Origin of the sequence: Marisediminitalea alba (genome assembly GCF_002993365.1) — a bacterium.
Classification (GTDB): Bacteria; Pseudomonadota; Gammaproteobacteria; order Enterobacterales; family Alteromonadaceae; genus Alteromonas; species Alteromonas alba.
In genome coordinates this window covers 1-20,884 of record NZ_PVNP01000212.1, presented here as the reverse complement: position 1 = coordinate 20,884, position 20,884 = coordinate 1, and the positions used below count along the sequence as shown (strand labels likewise).

The following is a 20,884-nucleotide window of genomic DNA, read 5'->3' as shown; positions in this document are numbered from 1 at the left end:
ATCGTCAATCAATCGGTTAGCCAATCGGTTAGCTAGCAAAAACTAAGTCGAACAACATTGTTAATTGCAGGCAAAATATTAGATAATACGGAGCTAATATTTATGACCTGTCCGGCATCTTAGTCAAACAGGCCCTGATGGCAAAATTCTGAATAACGGTGTAAGCAAAACCTGATGACCGAATTTCTACTGTTACTGATCAGTACAGTCCTGGTAAATAACTTTGTTCTGGTGAAGTTTCTCGGACTCTGCCCGTTTATGGGTGTGTCCAGTAAGCTCGAAACCGCCATAGGCATGTCAATGGCCACCACTTTCGTGCTAACCCTGGCATCCGTGTGCAGCTACCTGGTTGAAACCTACCTGCTGCAGCCTTTGGGCATCAGTTTCTTGCGCACACTAAGCTTTATTCTGGTTATTGCTGTAGTGGTCCAGTTTACTGAAATGGTCGTTCACAAAACCAGCCCGACGCTGTACCGGTTGCTGGGTATTTTCCTGCCTCTGATTACCACCAATTGTGCAGTACTTGGGGTGGCTCTGCTCAATCTCACCGAACAGCATAATCTGGTAGAGAGTATTGTTTATGGTTTCGGCGCCGCAGTGGGGTTTTCACTGGCCATGATATTGTTCGCCGCTATGCGCGAAAGGCTGGCAGCAGCCGACGTGCCTACGCCATTTAAAGGCGCCTCTATCGCTATGATCACGGCCGGATTAATGTCATTAGCTTTTATGGGCTTTAGCGGACTGGTTAAGTTGTAATGTTATTATCTTCATTAATTGCGCTGGGACTCCTGGCGTTGGCATTCGGGCTGGCCCTTGGTTATGCAGCAGTTCGCTTTAAAGTGGAAGGCGACCCGCTGGTTGATCAGGTCGATGCTATTCTTCCGCAGACCCAGTGTGGTCAGTGTGGTTACCCTGGCTGTCGTCCCTATGCAGAGGCCATTGCCAATGGTGATGATATCAACAAGTGCCCGCCAGGCGGCGAATCCACCATTAAGGAGTTGGCTGAGCTGATGGGCGTAGAAGCCAAACCGCTGGATGCCGCGCACGGTGAAGACGCCGCGCCTAAAGTAGCCTACATCCGGGAAGACGAATGTATCGGCTGTACCAAGTGTATTCAGGCTTGCCCGGTAGATGCCATCGTTGGCGCAGCAAAACAAATGCACACGGTAATAACCGATGCCTGCACGGGCTGCGATCTCTGCGTGGAGCCCTGCCCGGTAGATTGTATAGATATGGTCACGGTGGACCCCACTACTGCCTCCTGGCAGTGGGATTTTAATCAAACACCCCGTGGCGACATTCCGGTTAAAGTGATTTCCTGATATGCCGTATGATTTTGAGCAGATAGTCGAGCGCATCGAGCAGCAAAAATTCTGGGCCTTCCCCGGTGGTGTACACCCGGACGGGCGTAAGCACCTGTCCAATCAAACGGCAATCAACACGTTGCCAGTCCCCAAACAGCTGGTTATCCCGATAAAACAGCACATCGGCACCGCAGGCGCTTGTCTGGTGTCAGTTGGCGATAGAGTATTAAAAGGGCAAACGCTTACCAGCAGCCCGCATCCTTTTTCAGTGCCGGTACATGCGCCGACATCTGGATTGGTCACCGCAATTGAAGAGCGCACCACGGCTCATCCCAGTGGTCTGCCAGAGCTTTGTGTGGTTATCGAAGCTGACGGCAACGACACCTGGACAGCACTCAAACCTATCGCTGATTACCAGCATCAGACTAAATCATCGCTGATCAGCGCTATTTGCGAGGCCGGTATTGCCGGCATGGGCGGCGCGGGCTTTCCCACCCATATTAAATCCACCGCGCGCAAAAAAGTTGAGTTCCTGATCATCAACGGGGTGGAATGCGAGCCGTATATCACTGCCGACGACCGTTTAATGCGTGAGTTTGCCTGGCAAATTCGCCAGGGAATCGACATTCTGAGTCACCTGATTGAGCCGAAGGTGGTGATCATTGCCATTGAGGATAATAAGCCTGAAGCTTTCAAAACCATGCAGCAGGTGTGTGACGACACGCCTGCTATTCGCGTTGTGCAAATCCCCACAAAATATCCGGCCGGAGGCGAGAAACAACTTATTCAGGTGTTGACCGGGCGCGAAGTGCCCAGAACCGGTCTGCCGGCAGACATTGGTGTGATGATGTTTAACGTGGGCACCTGCTACGCCATCGCCGATGCCATTTTACACGGTAAGCCATTAATACAGCGGGTGGTTACCGTAACCGGTGAGGCTGTGCAAAAACCACAGAATGTGTGGGCACTGATTGGAACTCCCATAGAGCACCTGCTCAGCCAGGCTCAGTATCAGCTAAAAAAGCAAAAATTGCCCACGGTGATCATGGGCGGCCCGATGATGGGCTTTACACTGCCCACCGTTGAGGTCCCCGTAGTAAAAATCACCAACTGCCTGCTGATCCCCGCCAAGAAGGAATTAAACCTCAGTCAGCGGGAGCTGGCGTGTATTCGCTGTAGTGCCTGTGCCGATGCCTGCCCGGTAAGTCTGCTGCCACAACAAATGTACTGGCACAGTAAGGCGCTGGAGCTTGATAAAGCTGAAGAATACAACCTGTTTGACTGCATAGAATGCGGTGCCTGCGCTTATGTTTGTCCCAGTGAAATTCCGCTGGTGCATTACTACCGTAAGGCGAAAGCACAAATCAGAATACAACGCGACGATAAAGACAAAGCAGAAAAATCCAAACAGCGTTTTGAAGCCCGCAAGGCCCGCCTTGAAAAAGAAAAGCAAGAGCGTGAAGCCAAGCACAAAAAAGCTGCCGCAGCTCGTAAGCAGGCCACGCAACCGGCCACTGGCGAAAACGGTGGAGCAAAAGATAAAGTAGCCGCTGCACTGGCCAGAGCAAAAGCTAAGAAGGCTGAACAGGCTCAGGCAACGGAAAGTCCGGCAGGTGCTGAAACTAAACCTGACGACAACAAAGCTAAGGTCGCCGCTGCGATTGCCCGGGCAAAGGCTAAAAAAGCCCAGCAAGCCGAAGCTCCCGTAGCTGATTCACAAGGTAGTGCTGAAGACGACCGCAAGGCAAAAGTAGCAGCAGCCGTGGCCAGAGCGAAAGCCAAAAAAGCCGCTCAACAAACAGAGCCGGACGACACTGCAAACACAACTGATTCAACACCTGCAGAAAGCGCTGAAGACGCACGAAAAGCCAAGGTAGCCGCAGCGGTTGCCAAAGCCAAAGCGAAGAAAGAAGCAGCGTCAGGGGCGCCAACAGAAAGCTCGGCCGAGACAGGCGATGACAGCGATAGCCGGGAAGCCCAGCGCAAGGCTAAAATCGCCGCCGCTGTCGCCAAAGCAAAAGCTAAAAAACAAGCGGCTGAGCAAGCTGAGAGCGAGCCTCAGGCAACTGAACTGGAACCGCAAGAGCCCGCGCAGGAAGAAGATTCACCGGAAGCCCAGCGCAAGGCTAAAATCGCCGCTGCTGTTGCCAAAGCAAAAGCTAAGAAACAAGCGGCTGAGCATGCTGAGAGCGAGCCTCAGGCAACCGAACATGAACCGGCAGAGCCCGCGCAGGAAGAAGACTCACCGGAAGCCCAGCGCAAGGCTAAAATCGCCGCTGCTGTTGCCAAAGCAAAAGCTAAGAAACAAGCGGCTGAGCATGCTGAGAGCGAGCCTCAGGCAACCGAACATGAACCGGCAGAGCCCGCGCAGGAAGAAGACTCACAGGAAGCCCAGCGCAAGGCAAAAATCGCCGCTGCGGTTGCCCGCGCCAAAGCGAAGAAAGCACAGCGAGAAGCCCAGCAAAGCGGTTCAGAGGATAACGAATAATCATGAAGTTAGTACTATCGAGCTCTCCTCACCAGCATGTGCGTCGGCGTACCGATCAGGTTATGCGACTGGTCATCTACGCCATGGTGCCCGGTGTTATAGCCCAGCTGTACTTTTTTGGCTGGGGCGTGCTGGTACAAATGCTTATCGCCCTGGCTACTGCACTGGTTTCAGAAAGTGCGATTGTGGCCTTACGAAAACGTCAGATTGGTCAGGCGCTACAGGATTACAGTGCCGTGGTAACCGCCCTGCTCTTAGCGGTTAGTTTGCCGCCACTGTTACCATGGTGGATGACTGTTATCGGGACGTTCTTTGCCATTGCAGTAGTCAAGCAACTGTATGGCGGTCTTGGCTTTAACCTGTTTAATCCTGCCATGGCAGCCTATGTGATGCTGCTGATCTCTTTCCCGGCCGCGATGAGCAGTTGGTTGCCTCCCGGCGAACTGGCCGCTCACGCCGTTACCTTCGGCGATGTTGTCAGCGTGATTTTTACCGGGTTTAGTCAAAGCGGGTACGATATTAACCAGCTCAGAGCCGGTATAGACGGCGTCACCATGGCAACGCCGCTGGACTATGTCAAAACCCAGGTGAGCCAGGGTTACACTTATACCGAGGCCATTAATCACCAGCAATTTACCGATAGCTTATGGTCGTCAGCCAGTCTGGGATGGAGCGAGGTGGCGCTGGCCTATTTGCTGGGTGGTCTGGTGTTAATTCAACAGCGGATCATCAGTTGGCATATCCCCGCTTCGCTTATCGCAGGCGTTGCCGTCACCGCCACTTTTTTATCTATGATTAATGGTGATGTTTATGGCTCGGCATTGTTTCACTGTGTTAACGGGGCAGTATTGTTTGGCGCCTTTTTCATTGCCACCGACCCGGTTTCAGCATCCACTACACCCCGCGGCCGGCTTATTTTTGGCGCTGCTATCGGCTTTTGGACGGTTATTATTCGCACCTTTGGGGGTTATCCCGATGCTATCGCGTTTAGTGTAGTGATCATGAACATGGCGGTACCGCTTATCGATTATTACACGCAGCCCAAGGTTTATGGCCAGCAGCGCCCGGTTAAGCAAACGGAAGGAGAGCCCTGATGCCGCTAAACAGCATTACCAAAAACGGCCTTATTCTTACCGGTTTTGCCCTGGTTACCACTGGCCTGATTGCCATTACCTTCGACGGTACCAAACAGCGTATTGATGAACAGCGGGCTAAAAAAAAGCTGGCAACCCTCAATGAGGTGGTTCCGCCAGCACTGTATGATAATCAGCTTTACCTGGACTGTATTACTATTGACGCCAGCGCTCTGGGTGATGAGCCCAAATCCGTTTACCGAGCACGTCAAGGCGGTAACGACGTGGCCCTGGCGTTAGAATTTACCGCCCCCGATGGCTACAGCGGCGATATTGACCTGATAGCTGGCGTTGCTATTAACGGTGAGGTACTCGGCGTAAGAGTATTATCGCATCAGGAAACCCCGGGGCTCGGTGATAAGATTGAAATGAGCGTCAGTGACTGGATGCTGTCATTTAATGGTAAATCGTACGATGAAGACCAGGCCAAGCGCTGGCAGGTAAAAAAAGACGGTGGTCAGTTTGACCAGTTCACCGGCGCCACCATTACCCCCAGAGCTGTGGTTGGCAGTGTAGCGCGCACATTGGCTTATGTTGAGGCCAACCAACATAAGCTGTTCAACACGCCAAGCAACTGTCAGGCTGCAGCGCCGACCGGAGGACAGCATTAATATGTTTAAGCAGCTCACTATTGATGGATTATGGAAAAACAATCCTGCACTGGTACAGCTTCTCGGGCTCTGCCCGCTGCTTGCGGTTACATCAAGCGTTATTAACGGCCTGGGTCTGGGTCTGGCTACGGCACTGGTTCTGATTGGCTCAAACGCAACCGTGTCGATCATTCGCCACTGGGTTACCCCGGCGATTCGTATTCCGGTATTTGTCATGATCATCGCCGCCTTCGTGACTATCATTCAGCTGTTGATGAACGCCTTCACCTACGAGCTTTACCTCGCTCTGGGGATATTTATCCCTCTTATTGTGACGAACTGCGCCATTATCGGTCGCGCTGAAGCCTTTGCATCGAAGAATCCTTTACCGGTTTCGGCCTTTGATGGCCTGATGATGGGGTTAGGCTTCACGTTTATTCTGGTGGTGCTCGGCGGGCTAAGGGAACTGCTGGGTAACGGCACCCTGTTAAATGGTGCAGAGCGACTTTTTGGGGCTGGCGCAGAGACCTGGAAAGTCACTGTATTTACCACTGAACATCCCTTTTTACTGGCCATTTTGCCGCCCGGCGCATTTCTGGGCATGGGCCTGCTGATTGCAGTGAAAAACGTTATCGATAAGAAAATGGCAGAAAAAGCCGCTGCCAGTGAAACCAAAACAGTTGTCCGCGCGCGGGTAACTGCAGAGAGTTAGAAGTAATGAATAAAGCCAAACGACTGGAAATTTTAACCCGTCTTCGTGATGCCAATCCGCACCCGACCACCGAGCTCAATTTTTCCAGCCCGTTTGAGCTGCTGGTTGCGGTAACCTTATCTGCTCAGGCCACCGATGTAAGTGTCAATAAAGCGACCGATAAGTTGTTTCCGGTAGCCAATACGCCAGAGGCCATTTATGCACTGGGCGTTGACGGTTTAAAAGATTACATTAAAACCATTGGCCTGTTTAATTCGAAGGCGCAAAACGTCCATAAGCTTTGCCAGATCCTGATTGAACAACACAACAGTGAAGTACCAGAAAGTCGCGAAGCCCTGGAAGCTCTTCCCGGCGTGGGCCGTAAAACCGCTAATGTGGTGCTTAACACCGCCTTTGGCTGGCCTACTATCGCGGTAGACACCCACATTTACCGCGTTTCCAATCGCACCAAGTTTGCCATGGGCAAAAATGTCGACAAGGTCGAAGAGAAGCTCCTTAAAGTCGTACCGAAAGAGTTTAAGGTTGACGTTCACCATTGGCTGATCCTGCATGGCCGGTATACCTGCCTGGCCAGAAAACCTCGGTGCGGCTCCTGTATCATCGAAGATTTGTGCGAATACAAAGACAAAATCGACGACTGATCCTGAAACTCATTGCTATCCGGCTGCACCTGAAGGTAAATTTCATCCGGCGTAACACCTAATCAGTTGTCAGCTTGAGCATCCGGTAGTGGTTAAGCAGCCTTCCATAAAGCGTTATCTTGACCCTGACGTCAGTCAGGTTAGAAGTCGACTTTGCTTTTAGTAAGGGCGTCAACTACGCCGGCCAAAGCCTGATAGTAGCCAATCAATACCACTATCAGGTACTTCCCCATCAGCACAATCGCATAGAGCTGTTTGATCAGAGATAAGGATACGATCTTCTCTCAAATGTCTGCTTACACCGCCAGGTCGGCTGCTGCCGGCCTTTTATCATTACAATCGGCCGCTGCCTATCAGCCCGATAATCATACTGGCAAAACCAACCAGCAGCGCGCCGTACAGGCCAATGTTACCCCAACACCGTTGCCAGAAGGCCTGACGCTCTGAATCAGCCGATAAGGTTTTACTATCGAACAGGTCATACATTATCACCCGCTGCATTTTCTTCACCTGTACGCTTAACCCTCCGGCAAATAAAGTATAAGCCAGTACCGGCATTACCCAACCGGTGGTTAACTCATAAGCGGCAGCCAGCAATACGCCAGTGGCCAGTACCCAGATAACGGTAATTTTGCGCAGCTGTTTAAGGCGTACTTTCTGACTTTCCATGGTCATATTCTTAAGCGGTAACCGGGTACTCCAGAACACACTCAAAGCTCCCAGTAAAGCGGCAAAGAATGCGCCGCTTAGCAGAATTTTCAGCACACCAGCACCGCCAGATTTCGCTAACACCGTACCACCAGAGGCCTGGGCAGGCGCGCTGACACTGGCTCCGGCCAGCAGTATAGAAGTAATAGTTAACGTGGGTGCAGTGGTTAAAATAAGCTGGCCGTAGCGTTCCATCAAACTGGCCTTTAATGCTTTGCGCGCCCGGCTTAGCCGCTGGCGAACCAGCTCCGGCGAAACAGAAAGTAACTCTGCAACCTGACTGGCAGACTGATCTTCCCGGTAGTACAGCAACACCATTTCGCGGCTTTCTTCAGGCAGTTCATCCACCACTTGCTTAAGGAGCAATCCTGTTTGTTCGCGGCTCAGGCGGGTCTCTGGCGGCAATTCGTCATCACAATAGGCGGCGAATAAGGCATCGGCCTCCTCACCGCCCACGCGGTCTGCCAGACGATTATCGCGCAGGTAATTATAGGCCGCATAGCGCGCCGACTGACGTACCCAGGGTAAAAAGCTGGCCGCATTTTTAAGCGTGTGCAGCTTTTGCCAGCAATTGATAAACACCTGCTGGGTAATTTCCTCACTGGCATCAAGATCGCGGGTAATCGCCAGCGCGATGCTGGCTATGGTATTGCGACTGGCCGCCACCAGCCGGTTGAATGCGGACTCATCGCCATGCTGTGCGGCAATCACATCGTCACTTGAAATCACGCCTTGTGCACTCATTCTGTTGCTCCTTGCTGAGAGGTGGTCTCTCCCTGACACACTGCACTTAAAACATGTGGTTCTGCGTTTGCCACCCATACCGCAACTACAATGGCAACAATGTCTCCTAAGGTGGGATTACGAGTCTTACTGCACAACCTGATTAGTTTATTCTCCATTGTACTGGCTTCCTTTAAGCATCCATTTTATATAAGGAAACTGCCAATCACCAAAGTGTGACACTACTGCGAAAAAAATCACAATTCCTTTAAACGCCCGGGCGCGACGTTCAAACCAGCTATTTAGGCTGCTGGTCACAATTTACTTTAATCTGCTTTGCAGATTAATTACAGTGCCACAATAAACGCTGTCACTGTCATACTCTTGAAAAACAGCTGAATCATAATATCTGATTAAGGAGCTTTTTATGCGAATGTTACACACCATGTTACGGGTCAAAGACCTGGATGCTTCCCTGGCGTTCTACGTGGATACCATGGGCATGAAGTTACTGCGCAAAAGCGAGAATACTGAATACGAATACACCCTGGCATTTGTAGGTTATGCCGATGAGTCTGAGCAAGCGGTCCTGGAATTAACCTACAACTGGGGAGATAACGAGTATGATCTTGGCAATGCCTATGGTCACGTTGCTTTCGCCGTTGAGGATATCTACACCTTTTGCGAACAGCTGGAAGCGAAAGGTGCAGATGTTTATCGCAAACCGGGGCCGGTAAAAGGCGGTAAAACCGTGATTGCCTTTGTTCGCGATCCGGACGGTTATGCCATTGAATTAATCCAACCTGAGTAACCTTTTGTGTTAAAACTCTCTGTAAAAACACTGCGTATCCTGTCACTGACTGCTCTGGTGTCATTTCAATCCATGGCGTTCGATATTATTGCTCATCGCGGCGCGTCGGGTTACCTGCCGGAGCATACACTGGCGTCCACGGCTATGGCCTACGCCCAGCAACCAGACTATATTGAGCAGGATCTGGTGATGACCAGCGATGGTCATCTGGTAGTGTTACATGATATTCATCTGGAAACGATTACCAATGTGGAAACGGTTTTCCCCAACCGGCACCGCGAAGACGGCCGTTATTATGCGCTGGACTTTACCCTGGCTGAACTCAGGTCATTAAACGTCCACGAGCGCACCGATGCAAAGGGCAAGCAGGTCTATCCAAATCGATATCAGGGCAATGGTCAGTTTACTGTTGCAACATTTGAGGAACATATCAGCACTATCCTTTCTCTTAATGCGACTACCGGTGGTTCCGTGGGTTTGTATGCTGAAATCAAATCCCCTGCCTGGCATCGGGAACAGGGCGTGGATATCAGTAAAGCGGTGCTTGAGGTATTGCGCGAACATCATCTCGATGATGCCAGTGCCAATATTTATATTCAGTGTTTTGACTTTGAAGAAATCAAACGGCTTCGTCAAACGCTTGGCGCAAAGGTTAAGCTTATCCAACTCATTGCAGAAAACAGCTGGCAGGAAACGCCAACCGACTACGATGCACTGAAAACGGCAGCTGGTATGCAGGAGGTTAGCAGGTACGTTCAGGGGATAGGCCCGTGGCTCGGTCACGTTACCCGTTACGAGCAAAATCAGCCTACCACCGAACTCACCACCTGGGTACAGGCGGCTCAACAGGCCGGTCTGTTAATACATCCCTATACCTTCCGAACTGATGCCCTGCCACCGGGTATTTCTGCCACACAGCTGCTGATGCTGATGGTAAAAAAATGGCAGTTTGACGGCGTCTTTACCGATCAGGTGCCGCCGGTGAAACGCTTTCTTCAAAGCCAGTAACCACCAACCCTATAAAAAAGCCGCGAAAAGTTATCGCGGCTTTTTTATGCTTCATCTGATTCAGGATTTCGCCATTCTGACCACTACTCTACGGTTTGTTGCCCGCGACTGACTGGTGGTATTGGGTGCAATATGACGTTTCTCACCGTGCCCGGTGATTGCAATACGATCCTCACCTACACCTAAGTCGGTAAGGAAGTTTTTTACTTCGTTGGCGCGTTTTACCGATAGTTGCTGATTATTCCAGGAACCGCCGTAGCTATCGGTATAGCCATCAAGCAGTACCAGTTCCAGCTCGTTATCCTCACGCAAATAGTCACCAATCATTTGCAGGCGTCGTTTGGAGTATTTAGATAACTCGGTAGAGTTTTTCTCATAGCTCAGCACTGTGTAGCTGATGTCGTCAAAGCTGTATGGCAGTAAGTTAGCTACGCAGCTGACAAACTCCTGATACACCGGCGCAAAGTTACTGGCATTCAGCCCTACAGCAACTTTGTCATTCGGGTTGTACCAATCCTGATAATAAATGGTTGGCCAGAACCCTTTTTCCAGCTCACTGAGCATGGTCCAGGCGGTATCTTCGGGCAAGTCACCATCGTACTGGGTGCGCAAGGTCATATCAGCAATTTGCCGGGCCCTGACGCCGGGCATCCACTTCGGGGGGACCGCATAAACCGCCGCCGTGCCAAACTTCTTAGGCAGCAGATTCATATCCAGCACAAACTCCATGTTGAGCTGCTTTGACGCCTCACTGGTAAACTGGGCTTCACCGTATCCGGGTAATGCATGGCTGAGAGTACAGCTGAGCCGGGTTTGCTCGCTGAGTTGCCACTGTGAGCTTTCTACCGTTGAATGGTACTGACGCAGCGATGCCTGCACAGGCGTAGCAGCCATCCCTAACAATCCAATGGAAAATGAAATAAGCGAAACCGATTTCAACATGTATAGCCTCAGCAATCGATAAACCTGTTAACCTTCGTCTCTATCTTATCGTCAACGAACAATAAAAGTTTAGCACCGGGTAGATAGTCAGCGCTAATATTGACATAATTCTCCCCCTGATGAGAACTGAAGTTTGCTTAACCGAACGCCGGGTCCATTCACCATTACCGTCAGGTTTACTATTCAACCACCAGATTTAGAGTGATATGTCACAAACAATTCCCCCCTTGTCACAGCGCTTCAGAGGCTACTTTCCGGTCATTATTGATGTCGAGACTGCGGGCTTTAATGCCGCCACCGATGCCTTGTTAGAAATTGCAGCCGTGACTCTGAGCATGGACAGCGATGGTATGCTGGCGCCGGCCGAAACCTTTCATGCGCACATTACGCCGTTTGAGGGGGCAAACCTGGAACAGGCCGCACTCGATTTTAATGGTATCGATCCGGACTGCGCGTTACGTGGCGCAATTAGTGAAGATGAAGCGATGAAAGGATTATGCAAACATGTTCGCAAGCTGCAAAAAGCCGCTGACTGCCAACGCAGCGTGATTGTGGCGCATAATGCCACGTTCGATCAGGGATTTGTGAATGCGGCGATTGAACGGTGCAATATTAAACGTACGCCATTCCACCCGTTTGTTTCATTTGATACCACCACACTTGCCGGGCTTGCGTTAGGACAAACCGTACTGGTAAAAGCCTGCCAGGCCGCCGGCATCAGCTTCGATCAGAACGAAGCTCATTCTGCCCTCTACGATGCCGAAAGAACCGCCGAATTATTCTGCTATATCGTTAATCGCTACGCCAGTCTGGGCGGCTGGCCATTGCCCGTACCTGACGAAAACTAAGTTTAACAACTAGCACTATAAACATAGTCATGGCTCGTCTGGCCGATAAAATCAAAAGCAAAAAAAAGAGGCACCGGAGTGCCTCTTTTCATTAACTAAATCTTGATTAAAGTTCTTCTGACTTCTCAGACAGATACTTAGCAACACCTGCAGGGCTTGCGTCCATACCCGCTTTACCTTCAGTCCAGCCAGCCGGGCAAACTTCACCGTGCTCTTCGTGGAAATCCAGCGCATCAACCATACGTAACATTTCATCGATATTACGACCTAAAGGCAGATCGTTAACTACCTGATGGCGTACCTGACCTTCTTTGTCGATCAGGAAAGAACCACGGAACGCAACACCTGCTTCCGGATGCTCAACGTCATAGGCCTGACAAATTTCGTGCTTGGTGTCAGCAACCAGCGTGTATTTAACCGGCCCGATACCGCCTTCATTTACAGGGGTGTTACGCCATGCGTTGTGCGAGAACTGAGAATCGATTGATACACCGATAACCTCAACGCCACGCTTAGTGAATTCTTCGTAACGCTTATCAAAAGCAATCAGTTCTGACGGACATACAAAGGTAAAGTCCAGTGGATAGAAAAAGACAACTGCTTTTTTGCCTTTAATGGCTTCGCTCAGGGTAAAGCTGTCAACAATTTCACCACTGCCTAACACGGCTGCTGCAGTAAAATCCGGGGCTGGACGTCCAACAAGTACGCTCATATCTATTCTCCATTTTCATTATGTGAATGGCAGTAGTTGTGATCTATATCACATCAGTATCTGCTGCTGCCTGATATAGTGAGTGCAATAAATGAAAATACAATTGACGTTACAGACTTTTTTAAACTCATCAGACCAGATGGCCTGTATATTTCCTCAATATGTGACCGAACCATCATAAATCTGCACAAAATATTTGCAATAACCTCAAATAACAATTATTATCATTTGCATATTGTTATTGGAGTTTATGTTTTATGTATGTCTGCATGTGTTACGGTGTAACAGATACCGCGATACGCAAAGCGGTAACCGACAGTGGCGTTGGCAATATACGTGATCTGCGTGAACAGCTGCAATTGGGCTCGCAATGTGGCAAATGCATACAAATGGCCCAACAGGTCATCGACTCGACAATCATTAACGAAAGTTTATTTAAGGACGTTGGCTAACGTCCTTTTTTGTCCCACATTTTTACCAACCCCCTATAAACGCAATAAACCCATAACGCCCATCAAATCCCCCCGGACTCGTCGACGGGTATTTCGCTCCGGCAACAAAGCGATGTGGATTTAATTCAGGCTGGGTATTAAAGACATTATTGATCCCCATCGTTAACTTCCAGTCTTCTGCAAGTTTATAGGACCATCGCGCATCCATAGTGAAACGCCCTGGCGCTTCGATATCGTAGCCGGCCGAAGCGTCGAGATGATCTTCATAAAAGGCACCAAAATAATGAACTTGCCAGGCTAACTGGTGCGCACCGAATGATTGCGTCAGGCTGATGTTAGCCCGGTAAGCTGGCAGGTTGTCCTCGAGCATTCTGATCCGCTGGGTTGTGAGATTTACGGCGCCGTCCCGCTGCTCGTAATCCTGCGCAGTTACACGGATCACCTGGGTATCAGTCCAGTTTAACGTGGCTAATAACTGATGCTGCCAGCCCTGCCAGTCGAACTGCCAGTTAAACACCAAGTCAAGCCCCCGGGTGCGGGTATCAAAATCATTGGTGAAAAACTTCGCGCTGCGATACGTTTCAGCCTCTTCAAACCCCTGTTCAAGTAATAGCCCGACGGTTTGTTCATCCAGTTCTATGGCCGACGTTGTGCTAATACGATCCGCTAAATAGATCTGATAGAAATCCAGTGTAAGTTGCGCAGCAGGCGACAGACTGGCCATCAGGCCCACACTAAAATTAACCGATTCTTCCGGCGTTAATTCGCGGGCTCCCAGCTTTACCGCCACACTGTTGGTAGGTGGTAAAGTGATCTGATCTTCCAGTCCATTAAGACCAAATTTAGTACTGATATTAATGATATTGCTCTGCCCGACAGTAGGTGCCTTAAACCCGGTACTTACCGAAGAACGATACGCAAGGGTTTCAGTGGCCTGCCAGCGAAGGCTTAGCTTACCATCTACGTGAGTACCAAAATCAGAAAAGTCTTCCGCTCTGAACGCCGCCGTAGTGAACCAGGTATCACTTAAAGGCATGGTTAAATCTACATAAACAGCCCGTGTTTCTCGCTGCCACTCACCGGATGTTTCTGGTCGATAGCCCGGAAAGCCGTTAGCGCCCACCGAAAACCCGGCGCTCACCCCCTGGCGATTTTGCGCAAAACGTCCTACCTCGTAGGAAGCCTGTTCGCCAGCAATTTGCCGGTAACGCTCGCTACGCCATTCCAGTCCCAACGCCAGGGTAAATGGCTCATAGAAGCCGGTAGGCAGACTTTTGAGGAGCCCGATACTGGCATTACGCTCAATTTGCGCAGCCCCTCCGGGCCGAAATGTGGTGGGCGAATCAGGCCCAAGCGAGGGGTTAACCGTGTTATTAATGTAATAACGAATACCGGAATAGCCCGCTCCTACACTTACATCGTACAGCCAGGCATCACCAAACTCACCGCGACTGCCGGCGTAAAATGTGCCATCTTTCACCCGGCCACCAAAGCGCGGCGTAAACCCGCCTGGAAACCATTCGTTAAACGCAAAACAGTTACGCCCCACCGCACTTTGTTCATCGGCAATTTGTTGGTATGTAGCACTAGCCAGTACATTATCACCCGTTAACAGAATGGTTGGGCATTCAATGCCTTCACCTAAGCCGTCCAGGTCGGCAATTAGCAGTTCACCAGGCTGGCTCGCACCAGCGACGAATACGCCCTGCCGACGCTGCGGATTGCGGAAATAAAACTCCCCTTCCATATCCCGACTGGTGCCCAGCGCAAAAGCGTATACTTCATGCTGGCGGGAAACAGGCACAACTAGATTTGCCGCTAGCTTAACATCTCGATCCATGGCTGCACTGCCCCACTTTTGCGCGGGTATCGCGATAACTTTATTGCCGGCATCAAGCAGTGCCTGGGCATCCTCGCGCTGAACACTGCGGTCGGTAGGATTTTGCTGTTGATACTCGGCACTCAGCTGCAGAGCCCCCTTCTGGCCAATAGCCAGCCCCTGACTTACCTGCACGCTGACCTGCTCTCCATCACCGGCTGAATACTGACCGCCAGTGAATGAAATACTGCCCTGCCCCGGCGTACTTTTCAGTTTAAAGTTCATCACTCCGGCAATGGCATCAGAACCATATTGGGCCGCTGCACCATCGCGAAGTACTTCGGCCTGTTCTATAGCACTCACCGGCAATACCGAAATGTCCGGCCCCTGGGCACCATCAGACAAACCGCCGCCCAAAAATGTGATCACGGCCGAACGGTGGCGGCGTTTACCGTTTACCAGCGTTAGCGTGTGATCAGATGCCAGCCCGCGAAGATTTGCCGGTCGCACCAACATAGCCGCATCGTTGGTGGTTTGCGCACTGACATTAAATGATGGGAGCACCTGAGTTAACGCATCGAGCATGGTCTGACTGCCGGCAAAAAAAGGATTATCGGTAGCAATAATATCCAGTGGCACCGCCGAATCGTATGCTCCACGTGCTGATGCCCGGTTACCCAGCACTGAAATACGCTCGTATACGGGCCCTTCATCAATGGTTATTTTGGAGCTTTCTTCGCGGAGCGCGTTAACTGGAGGCTCAGTCTGTCTGGGAACAATGGTCAGATAACCTTTATTATCCCTATGAATGGTGAGAGGAGAGTTTTCTAATAAAAGGTTAAGCGCTTCCTCCAGAGTATATTGCCCCTGGATCCCCGGCAACACAACCTGCTGGGCCAGCTCAAAGGGAAACAACAACGTCGTTCTGGCCTGACCGGCCAGTTCGATAAGGGATTTATCGGCGGTTTGTGGCCTCACTGAAAAGTCATACTGTGGCGCTGTTGAGTATTCTTTAATAGCGCCCAAAACGGGTGGTACCGGCCAGGCAGCCACCAGCAAAAAAGTAAAAAGCCAACAATGAGAACAACGTTTGCGCAATGTTACTTGTTAAAGTTAGGTAAAATTCCGCTAATAGTTACACAAAGCGGCAGGTCGTGCACTTTTTTATCACGCCCCCGATTTGGTATGCAGATGAATAGTCTTATCAGACCCTTCATAGGAGCTGATAGCAAAACTATTTTCCAGTGCGGCCAGCAAGCCTTTTATATCCCCTACCCGGAAATAGCCCGCTACCCGGGTAGCCTTAAGTGCTTCATCATCAATCACAAACTTAACCTGTGTATAGCGGCTGATTTCCTGTAACGCCTGGGGTAGTTGCTCGCCGGTAAAGACAATCTGGCCATCTTGCCAGGCAAGACTCTGGGCAATTTCTGATTGCGTCAGCGACTCTCTTGGCGAAACTTTATCACTGACCAGCACTTTTTCGCCGGCGAACACCATTACGCCTTCCCGAGCGAACACCGGTTGCGGTTGTTGCTCTGAAGCCGCCTCATTTGACTGCCTGGAAACCCTGACTTTACCTTCAGTCACAGTCAGTTCAAATGCCTTGGCTCGGGTAAACTGCATATTAAACGCGGTGCCTACCGCCGTTACTGCATTGTTACCGGCTGATACCGTAAAAGGTTTTGCCGGGTCTTTGGCAACCTCAAAATGTGCCTCGCCTTTAATTAGTGCTACCTGACGGGAGTCGGCGTAAAAGGCCACATGAATTTCGGTATCGGTGTTTAAATAGACTCTTGAACCATCAGCCAGAGTAACGGTTTTCTGTTCGCCTACCAGTGTCTGGCTATGCTCCGTTAGCATTACCTGCTGCGCAGGTTCACCGGGGCTGCTCAGCCACTGCCAGCTAATTAATCCGCTGAGCATAAACACAGCCGCAGCACTGATAAGCCAGCGCCTGGATGGTGATGATTTCGTGGGTTTTTGCACCGGTGCCAGTTCCCGTACCGTGTTCATCACACTTATCTCATCCCACAATGCTGCCATCTCTGCCAGTACTTTCTGATGAGAAGGATTGCTGGCGATCCAGTCTTTCAGTACTTCGGTTTCCTGCACCGTGAGCCCACGATCAATAGCGGCTATCCAGTCACATGCGGTAGCCTGTATGGTTTCTTTACTGTTAAATTGACTTACATTACTCATAACTACTATTGACCTACCCCAGATTTGACTGACTGTCGTCAGCGCGCTGAGGCTGCTGTTGGCGAGCCAGGAACTGAGCGCATTGCATAAGCCCTTTAGCCACATGTTTTTCCACTGTACTTTCACTGAGTTGCAGCAGCTCGGCGATATCGCGCTGACTCATATCGTACACTTTCTTCAGCAAAAAAACGCGCTTAACTTGTGCCGGCAAACTTTCCGTTGCCTGGCAAAAATGAATAAAACGCTGTTTACTTTCAAACTGTTTTTCCAGTGACGCATCCATATTGCTGTGTGACAACAGATCCATATTCTCAACCTGGTCATTCAGCTTATGCGCCGCCCGGGACACATGATTAAGGGCGAGATTACGCACCGTTCTTAACATGTAAGTCCGCTCGTACTGAATTTCCTGATTTAATTCAGCTTCATAACTTTTAACAAAGGCATCCTGCACTATATCTTCAACGTCGTTATCGTCCACAATATTTGCCACCGCTCGCATCAGACGCAGGCGGTATTTCAAATAAGTTGCGGCAATTTTAGAGTGTCCGCTCATTGTTCGGTATCTGGCAACATGGCTACTATTACATTAAACAAACAACCGGCCGGGCTACCCCGGCCGGCCAGTGGCATTATTCTACCTTAAAAAGTATAGATACCTCTTACATAATAAAAGCCACCGTTGATACCGATTGGCGATGTTGTCGGGTATTTAGAACCGGCAATTTCGTTATCCCACATCACGTTGCGATCAGGACGCTCATCAAACAGATTCTTGGCACCGACCACCAGTTGCAGGTCATCAGTAAAGTGATAGCCCACTTCCATATCAAAGGTAAACTCAGCGCTGACATTATCGATAGGCAGCCCGGAATCCAGGTGATCTTCATAAATGCTGCCAGCATAGTTCATGCGACCTAAGATACGCCAGTCACCATTAGTATGATTTGCTGTCAGGCTATAACGAATGGCCGGCAGGTTGTCTTCCAGCATATGGATCCGTTCGGCTGAGATGTTATCTGACGCATCATCGACGGTAGTCGATGTCCAGTTATAAGCCAGCGCAAGCTTGGTTTCACCGCCGTACATGTCGAAAGAATAGTTAGCGACGATATCCACACCTTCAGTGGTGGTATCAAAATCATTGGTAAAGAAACTGACTTCAGAGAAGCTCGAGGCATCCTCTACGCCCTGAGCAAGCAAGGCTTCAATGTCTTCTTCCGTTAAGCTGATACCCGAAGTGGTGCTGATCCGATCGGTCACCTCAATGTTGTAGTAATCCACTGTCAGGAACAAGCCGTTGTCAAACTCAGCGACCATACCAACGCTCATGCTTTCAGACTCTTCCGGCGTTAACTGTGTACCGCCCTTCTGAACAGAAATCGGATCGGTAGGTGGCAGGGTTGCACGGTCGATAAGGCGACCATCAGTACCAAATGCGGTAGTTACGTTACGCACGTTACTCTGGCCAATGGTTGGCGCTTTAAAACCCGTGCTGAAAGCACCTCGGAATGCAATGGCATCAGTTGCCTGATAGCGCAGTGATATTTTCCCCTTGGTGGTGTCACCAAAGTCTGAAAAGTCTTCATAACGAACGGCCGCCGTTAACAACAGATCGTCAGTCAGATACGCTTCTGCATCCAGATACAGCGCAATATTGTGGCGCGAGGCTTCACCGGCACTACGGGTAGACAAGCCAGGAAAACCATTTGAGCCAATACCAAAGCCTTGTGACGCCAACGGTCCAATAGCAAAAGATGCCGGATCGCCTGCTTCACTCTCGTAAGTCTCATGGCGGTACTGGAAACCACCGGCCAGATAAACCGGCTCAGACAGCCCCATATCGATGGGCTTGGTTAGGTCGATATCCAGTGATTTTTCGGTTTGGGTGTACATACCCGGTTTGAATGAGGTGGGTGTATCCGGCCCGAGGGAAGGGTTGATGGTATTGCTGATAGCAAAGTCAACGGAATTCTGACCGAAGTTCAGGCTCACGTCATAACCAATTTCATTGCCCAGTTCGCCGCTCGTACCAAACACCAGTGACATGTCTTCCACAGTGCCGCCAAAACGCGGTGTAAAACCGCCCGGGAACATTTCGTTAAAGGCAAAACAGTTAGCACCTACAGCGGTAGAGTTATCCGCTATCAGGCCGTAATCTGCGTCATCCAGCACATTACCATCGGTAATGCGCACTAACGGACACTCAACGCCGGTACCAACGCCATCCAAATCGCCCACCAACAACAATGGCGTGCCGTCTTCATCCGTGCCGCCATCGGCAACACCGCCACGGGTATGTGGGTTACGATAATAGAATCCGCCTTCGACTTCACGCTCTGCGTAGTTACCAAACAGGTACAAACGGGAATCATCGCTTAAATCCATTCCGAGATTGGCAAATAACTTAAGATCATCTTTGATTTCCGGGCTACCCCAGATTTGGGCTGGATCGGCAACAGCGGTATTGCCAGCAGCAATTAGTGCGGCAGCATCGTCACGCTGAACACTGCGCGAGGTTGGATTAGCGGTACGGTACTCACCGGTGAAGTTAGCGAAACCATCGTCACCCAAAGGTAAACCGATATTACCGCTTAACTGCATCATGTCACCATCGCCTTCATAGTATGAACCGTAGCGGGCTTCAAATATGCCACCTTCAGCACTGTCTTTGAGCACGAAGTTGACCACACCGGCAATAGCATCTGAACCGTACTGAGCTGCGGCGCCGTCCCGCAGTACCTCAACCTGCTTTAAGGCAGCTGCCGGGATCGTTGAAATATCAGGCCCCTGAGCACCGTCAGACAGGCCGCCGCCTAAGAAAGTAATTACCGCAGAACGGTGACGACGCTTACCGTTAACCAGCACCAGAGTATGATCCGACGCCATACCGCGCAGGTTAGCCGGACGCACCAGAGTGGAAGCATCATTGATTGGCTGGTCGTTAACGTTAAACGAAGGCACAACCGTTTGCATCATGGATACCATGTCGGTAGAACCCTGATTAACAAACTCTTCTTCGGAAATAATATCGATAGGTACCGCAGAATCACCAATCGAACGCGGCGCGGCACGGGTACCGACAACGGCGATTTTCTCAACCGATTTAGCGTCGGCATCATCCTGAGCCAGAGCGGGGGTAGCAACAACACTGGTGGCGGCTACAGAAGCTGCCAGCACCAGACGAAGTTGTGCTGAAATTCTCGTCAAACTTGTTTTCATAATGGTTTCCCGGATTGTTTTTTTTGGTCGGTACTGCCATCTGTTATTTTCAAACAAAATACCGGCCTTTTTATCTGTTTACTTTTACCTTCAACACTGCCTGGGCAAGCCCCGACAGCAACCGTTTTATAGACTCTAAACAGTTAATAAACAAACAAAAAATGCCAAATTAAAAATATATTTTCAGGTGATAGAGGATCGGGTTTTGTGACTTGTCTATAGGTATTTGGCCAGCTAAAAAAAGTACTGATCCGGGGTGTTTTTCAGGTCCATTTTCGCTTTAGCGGGATCGAGTAGGAGGCGGGATTACTCCCGCCGTCCTCTCACACCACCGGGCATACGGTTCCGTACCACGGCGGTTCCTGTCTGTATTGACCATAGCCAATACCTGAGTCTGTTTCGTGCATCGTGTCGCCGCTTTATCGTTTAGAACTCCGCAAACACCGCCCAGGTTTCCGACCCTTCTTGTATATTTGTCCCGGAGCAATGATTCTTCATTGCCTTGTGTTCCGATAACGCGAGAGCACGCGTGACTTGCCGCTCGTGACAGGTTCAGCCCTTCGTGCTAT

General features: G+C 50.4%; 19 protein-coding genes. 12 read left to right on the top strand and 7 right to left on the bottom strand.

The genetic code is table 11. The features are described from left to right. Nucleotides 1-174 precede the first annotated feature (174 nt). The 8 genes from rsxA (at nucleotide 175) to C6Y40_RS24860 (ending at nucleotide 7,137) form a co-directional block, all read left to right on the top strand. Nucleotides 175-756: an electron transport complex subunit RsxA gene (gene rsxA / locus C6Y40_RS23090; protein WP_105936744.1), complete on the top strand. Its 582-nt coding sequence runs from the start codon at nucleotides 175-177 to the stop codon at nucleotides 754-756. Next, nucleotides 756-1,322, top strand: coding sequence for an electron transport complex subunit RsxB (gene rsxB, locus C6Y40_RS23085; RefSeq protein ID WP_105936743.1), 567 nt, complete (start codon nucleotides 756-758; stop codon nucleotides 1,320-1,322). The genes rsxA and rsxB overlap by 1 nt, the downstream gene beginning before the upstream one ends. A gap of 1 nt (nucleotide 1,323) precedes the next feature. Continuing rightward, nucleotides 1,324-3,792: an electron transport complex subunit RsxC gene (gene rsxC, locus C6Y40_RS23080; protein WP_105936742.1), complete on the top strand. Its 2,469-nt coding sequence runs from the start codon at nucleotides 1,324-1,326 to the stop codon at nucleotides 3,790-3,792. A 2-nt stretch (nucleotides 3,793-3,794) separates the two neighbouring features. Then, complete coding sequence (gene rsxD, locus C6Y40_RS23075) at nucleotides 3,795-4,886, top strand: electron transport complex subunit RsxD (RefSeq protein WP_105936741.1); 1,092 nt, start codon at nucleotides 3,795-3,797, stop codon at nucleotides 4,884-4,886. After that, nucleotides 4,886-5,536 carry an electron transport complex subunit RsxG gene (gene rsxG, locus C6Y40_RS23070; RefSeq protein WP_105936740.1) on the top strand — a complete coding sequence of 217 codons (651 nt, stop codon included), beginning with the start codon at nucleotides 4,886-4,888 and terminating at the stop codon, nucleotides 5,534-5,536. The genes rsxD and rsxG overlap by 1 nt, the downstream gene beginning before the upstream one ends. After that, on the top strand, nucleotides 5,532-6,227 hold the full coding sequence (locus C6Y40_RS23065; RefSeq protein WP_105936777.1) for an electron transport complex subunit E: 696 nt from the start codon (nucleotides 5,532-5,534) through the stop codon (nucleotides 6,225-6,227). The genes rsxG and C6Y40_RS23065 overlap by 5 nt, the downstream gene beginning before the upstream one ends. A gap of 5 nt (nucleotides 6,228-6,232) precedes the next feature. Then, nucleotides 6,233-6,868 (top strand): endonuclease III, encoded by a 636-nt coding sequence (gene nth / locus C6Y40_RS23060; protein ID WP_105936739.1) that lies wholly within the window; start codon nucleotides 6,233-6,235, stop codon nucleotides 6,866-6,868. A 119-nt stretch (nucleotides 6,869-6,987) separates the two neighbouring features. Continuing rightward, a complete protein-coding gene (locus C6Y40_RS24860; RefSeq protein ID WP_170308568.1) occupies nucleotides 6,988-7,137 on the top strand; it encodes a hypothetical protein in 150 nt (49 codons plus the stop codon). A gap of 64 nt (nucleotides 7,138-7,201) precedes the next feature. Here C6Y40_RS24860 and C6Y40_RS23055 read toward each other — a convergent pair whose 3' ends face one another. Beyond that, complete coding sequence (locus C6Y40_RS23055) at nucleotides 7,202-8,320, bottom strand: RNA polymerase sigma factor (RefSeq protein WP_170308567.1); 1,119 nt, start codon at nucleotides 8,318-8,320, stop codon at nucleotides 7,202-7,204. Nucleotides 8,321-8,726: 406 nt separating this feature from the next. Here C6Y40_RS23055 and gloA point away from each other — a divergent pair, with 406 nt between their 5' ends. After that, on the top strand, nucleotides 8,727-9,110 hold the full coding sequence (gene gloA, locus C6Y40_RS23050) for a lactoylglutathione lyase (protein WP_105936737.1): 384 nt from the start codon (nucleotides 8,727-8,729) through the stop codon (nucleotides 9,108-9,110). A 6-nt stretch (nucleotides 9,111-9,116) separates the two neighbouring features. Continuing rightward, nucleotides 9,117-10,118, top strand: a complete 1,002-nt coding sequence (gene glpQ / locus C6Y40_RS23045) for a glycerophosphodiester phosphodiesterase (RefSeq protein WP_276309533.1) — start codon at nucleotides 9,117-9,119, stop codon at nucleotides 10,116-10,118. 60 nt (nucleotides 10,119-10,178) lie between these two features. Here glpQ and C6Y40_RS23040 read toward each other — a convergent pair whose 3' ends face one another. Continuing rightward, nucleotides 10,179-11,060 carry a flagellar protein MotY gene (locus C6Y40_RS23040; protein WP_105936736.1) on the bottom strand — a complete coding sequence of 294 codons (882 nt, stop codon included), beginning with the start codon at nucleotides 11,058-11,060 and terminating at the stop codon, nucleotides 10,179-10,181. Between the two features lie 206 nt (nucleotides 11,061-11,266). On the opposite strand from C6Y40_RS23040, the gene rnt reads away from it, so the two are divergent. After that, nucleotides 11,267-11,908, top strand: coding sequence for a ribonuclease T (rnt, locus tag C6Y40_RS23035; RefSeq protein ID WP_105936735.1), 642 nt, complete (start codon nucleotides 11,267-11,269; stop codon nucleotides 11,906-11,908). A gap of 106 nt (nucleotides 11,909-12,014) precedes the next feature. Here the strand turns inward: rnt and C6Y40_RS23030 are convergent, their stop codons facing one another. Continuing rightward, entirely contained in the window at nucleotides 12,015-12,620 is a 606-nt protein-coding gene (locus C6Y40_RS23030; RefSeq protein ID WP_105936734.1) for a peroxiredoxin, read from the bottom strand. A 257-nt stretch (nucleotides 12,621-12,877) separates the two neighbouring features. Between C6Y40_RS23030 and C6Y40_RS23025 the strand changes: the two genes are divergently transcribed. Continuing rightward, nucleotides 12,878-13,072, top strand: a complete 195-nt coding sequence (locus C6Y40_RS23025) for a (2Fe-2S)-binding protein (protein WP_105936733.1) — start codon at nucleotides 12,878-12,880, stop codon at nucleotides 13,070-13,072. A gap of 22 nt (nucleotides 13,073-13,094) precedes the next feature. Here the strand turns inward: C6Y40_RS23025 and C6Y40_RS23020 are convergent, their stop codons facing one another. From C6Y40_RS23020 to C6Y40_RS23005, 4 genes are all read right to left on the bottom strand, one after another. Further along, nucleotides 13,095-15,917 carry a TonB-dependent receptor plug domain-containing protein gene (locus tag C6Y40_RS23020; protein WP_170308566.1) on the bottom strand — a complete coding sequence of 941 codons (2,823 nt, stop codon included), beginning with the start codon at nucleotides 15,915-15,917 and terminating at the stop codon, nucleotides 13,095-13,097. Between the two features lie 141 nt (nucleotides 15,918-16,058). Beyond that, the gene (locus C6Y40_RS23015) at nucleotides 16,059-17,093 is read right to left on the bottom strand and encodes a FecR family protein (RefSeq protein WP_105936731.1); all 1,035 of its coding nucleotides are present in this window, start codon (nucleotides 17,091-17,093) and stop codon (nucleotides 16,059-16,061) included. A 13-nt stretch (nucleotides 17,094-17,106) separates the two neighbouring features. Then, nucleotides 17,107-17,649 (bottom strand): RNA polymerase sigma factor, encoded by a 543-nt coding sequence (locus tag C6Y40_RS23010; protein WP_105936730.1) that lies wholly within the window; start codon nucleotides 17,647-17,649, stop codon nucleotides 17,107-17,109. A gap of 86 nt (nucleotides 17,650-17,735) precedes the next feature. Then, a complete protein-coding gene (locus C6Y40_RS23005; RefSeq protein WP_105936729.1) occupies nucleotides 17,736-20,315 on the bottom strand; it encodes a TonB-dependent receptor plug domain-containing protein in 2,580 nt (859 codons plus the stop codon). Nucleotides 20,316-20,884: the final 569 nt, after the last annotated feature.

Coding starts and splice junctions, on each gene's coding strand:
- rsxA (WP_105936744.1), top strand. CDS start 175: ATGACCGAATTTCTACTGTTACTGATCAGTACAGTCCTGGTAAATAAC.
- rsxB (WP_105936743.1), top strand. CDS start 756: ATGTTATTATCTTCATTAATTGCGCTGGGACTCCTGGCGTTGGCATTC.
- rsxC (WP_105936742.1), top strand. CDS start 1,324: ATGCCGTATGATTTTGAGCAGATAGTCGAGCGCATCGAGCAGCAAAAA.
- rsxD (WP_105936741.1), top strand. CDS start 3,795: ATGAAGTTAGTACTATCGAGCTCTCCTCACCAGCATGTGCGTCGGCGT.
- rsxG (WP_105936740.1), top strand. CDS start 4,886: ATGCCGCTAAACAGCATTACCAAAAACGGCCTTATTCTTACCGGTTTT.
- nth (WP_105936739.1), top strand. CDS start 6,233: ATGAATAAAGCCAAACGACTGGAAATTTTAACCCGTCTTCGTGATGCC.
- C6Y40_RS23055 (WP_170308567.1), bottom strand. CDS start 8,320: ATGAGTGCACAAGGCGTGATTTCAAGTGACGATGTGATTGCCGCACAG.
- gloA (WP_105936737.1), top strand. CDS start 8,727: ATGCGAATGTTACACACCATGTTACGGGTCAAAGACCTGGATGCTTCC.
- C6Y40_RS23040 (WP_105936736.1), bottom strand. CDS start 11,060: ATGTTGAAATCGGTTTCGCTTATTTCATTTTCCATTGGATTGTTAGGG.
- rnt (WP_105936735.1), top strand. CDS start 11,267: ATGTCACAAACAATTCCCCCCTTGTCACAGCGCTTCAGAGGCTACTTT.
- C6Y40_RS23030 (WP_105936734.1), bottom strand. CDS start 12,620: ATGAGCGTACTTGTTGGACGTCCAGCCCCGGATTTTACTGCAGCAGCC.
- C6Y40_RS23025 (WP_105936733.1), top strand. CDS start 12,878: ATGTATGTCTGCATGTGTTACGGTGTAACAGATACCGCGATACGCAAA.
- C6Y40_RS23015 (WP_105936731.1), bottom strand. CDS start 17,093: ATGAGTAATGTAAGTCAATTTAACAGTAAAGAAACCATACAGGCTACC.
- C6Y40_RS23010 (WP_105936730.1), bottom strand. CDS start 17,649: ATGAGCGGACACTCTAAAATTGCCGCAACTTATTTGAAATACCGCCTG.
- C6Y40_RS23005 (WP_105936729.1), bottom strand. CDS start 20,315: ATGAAAACAAGTTTGACGAGAATTTCAGCACAACTTCGTCTGGTGCTG.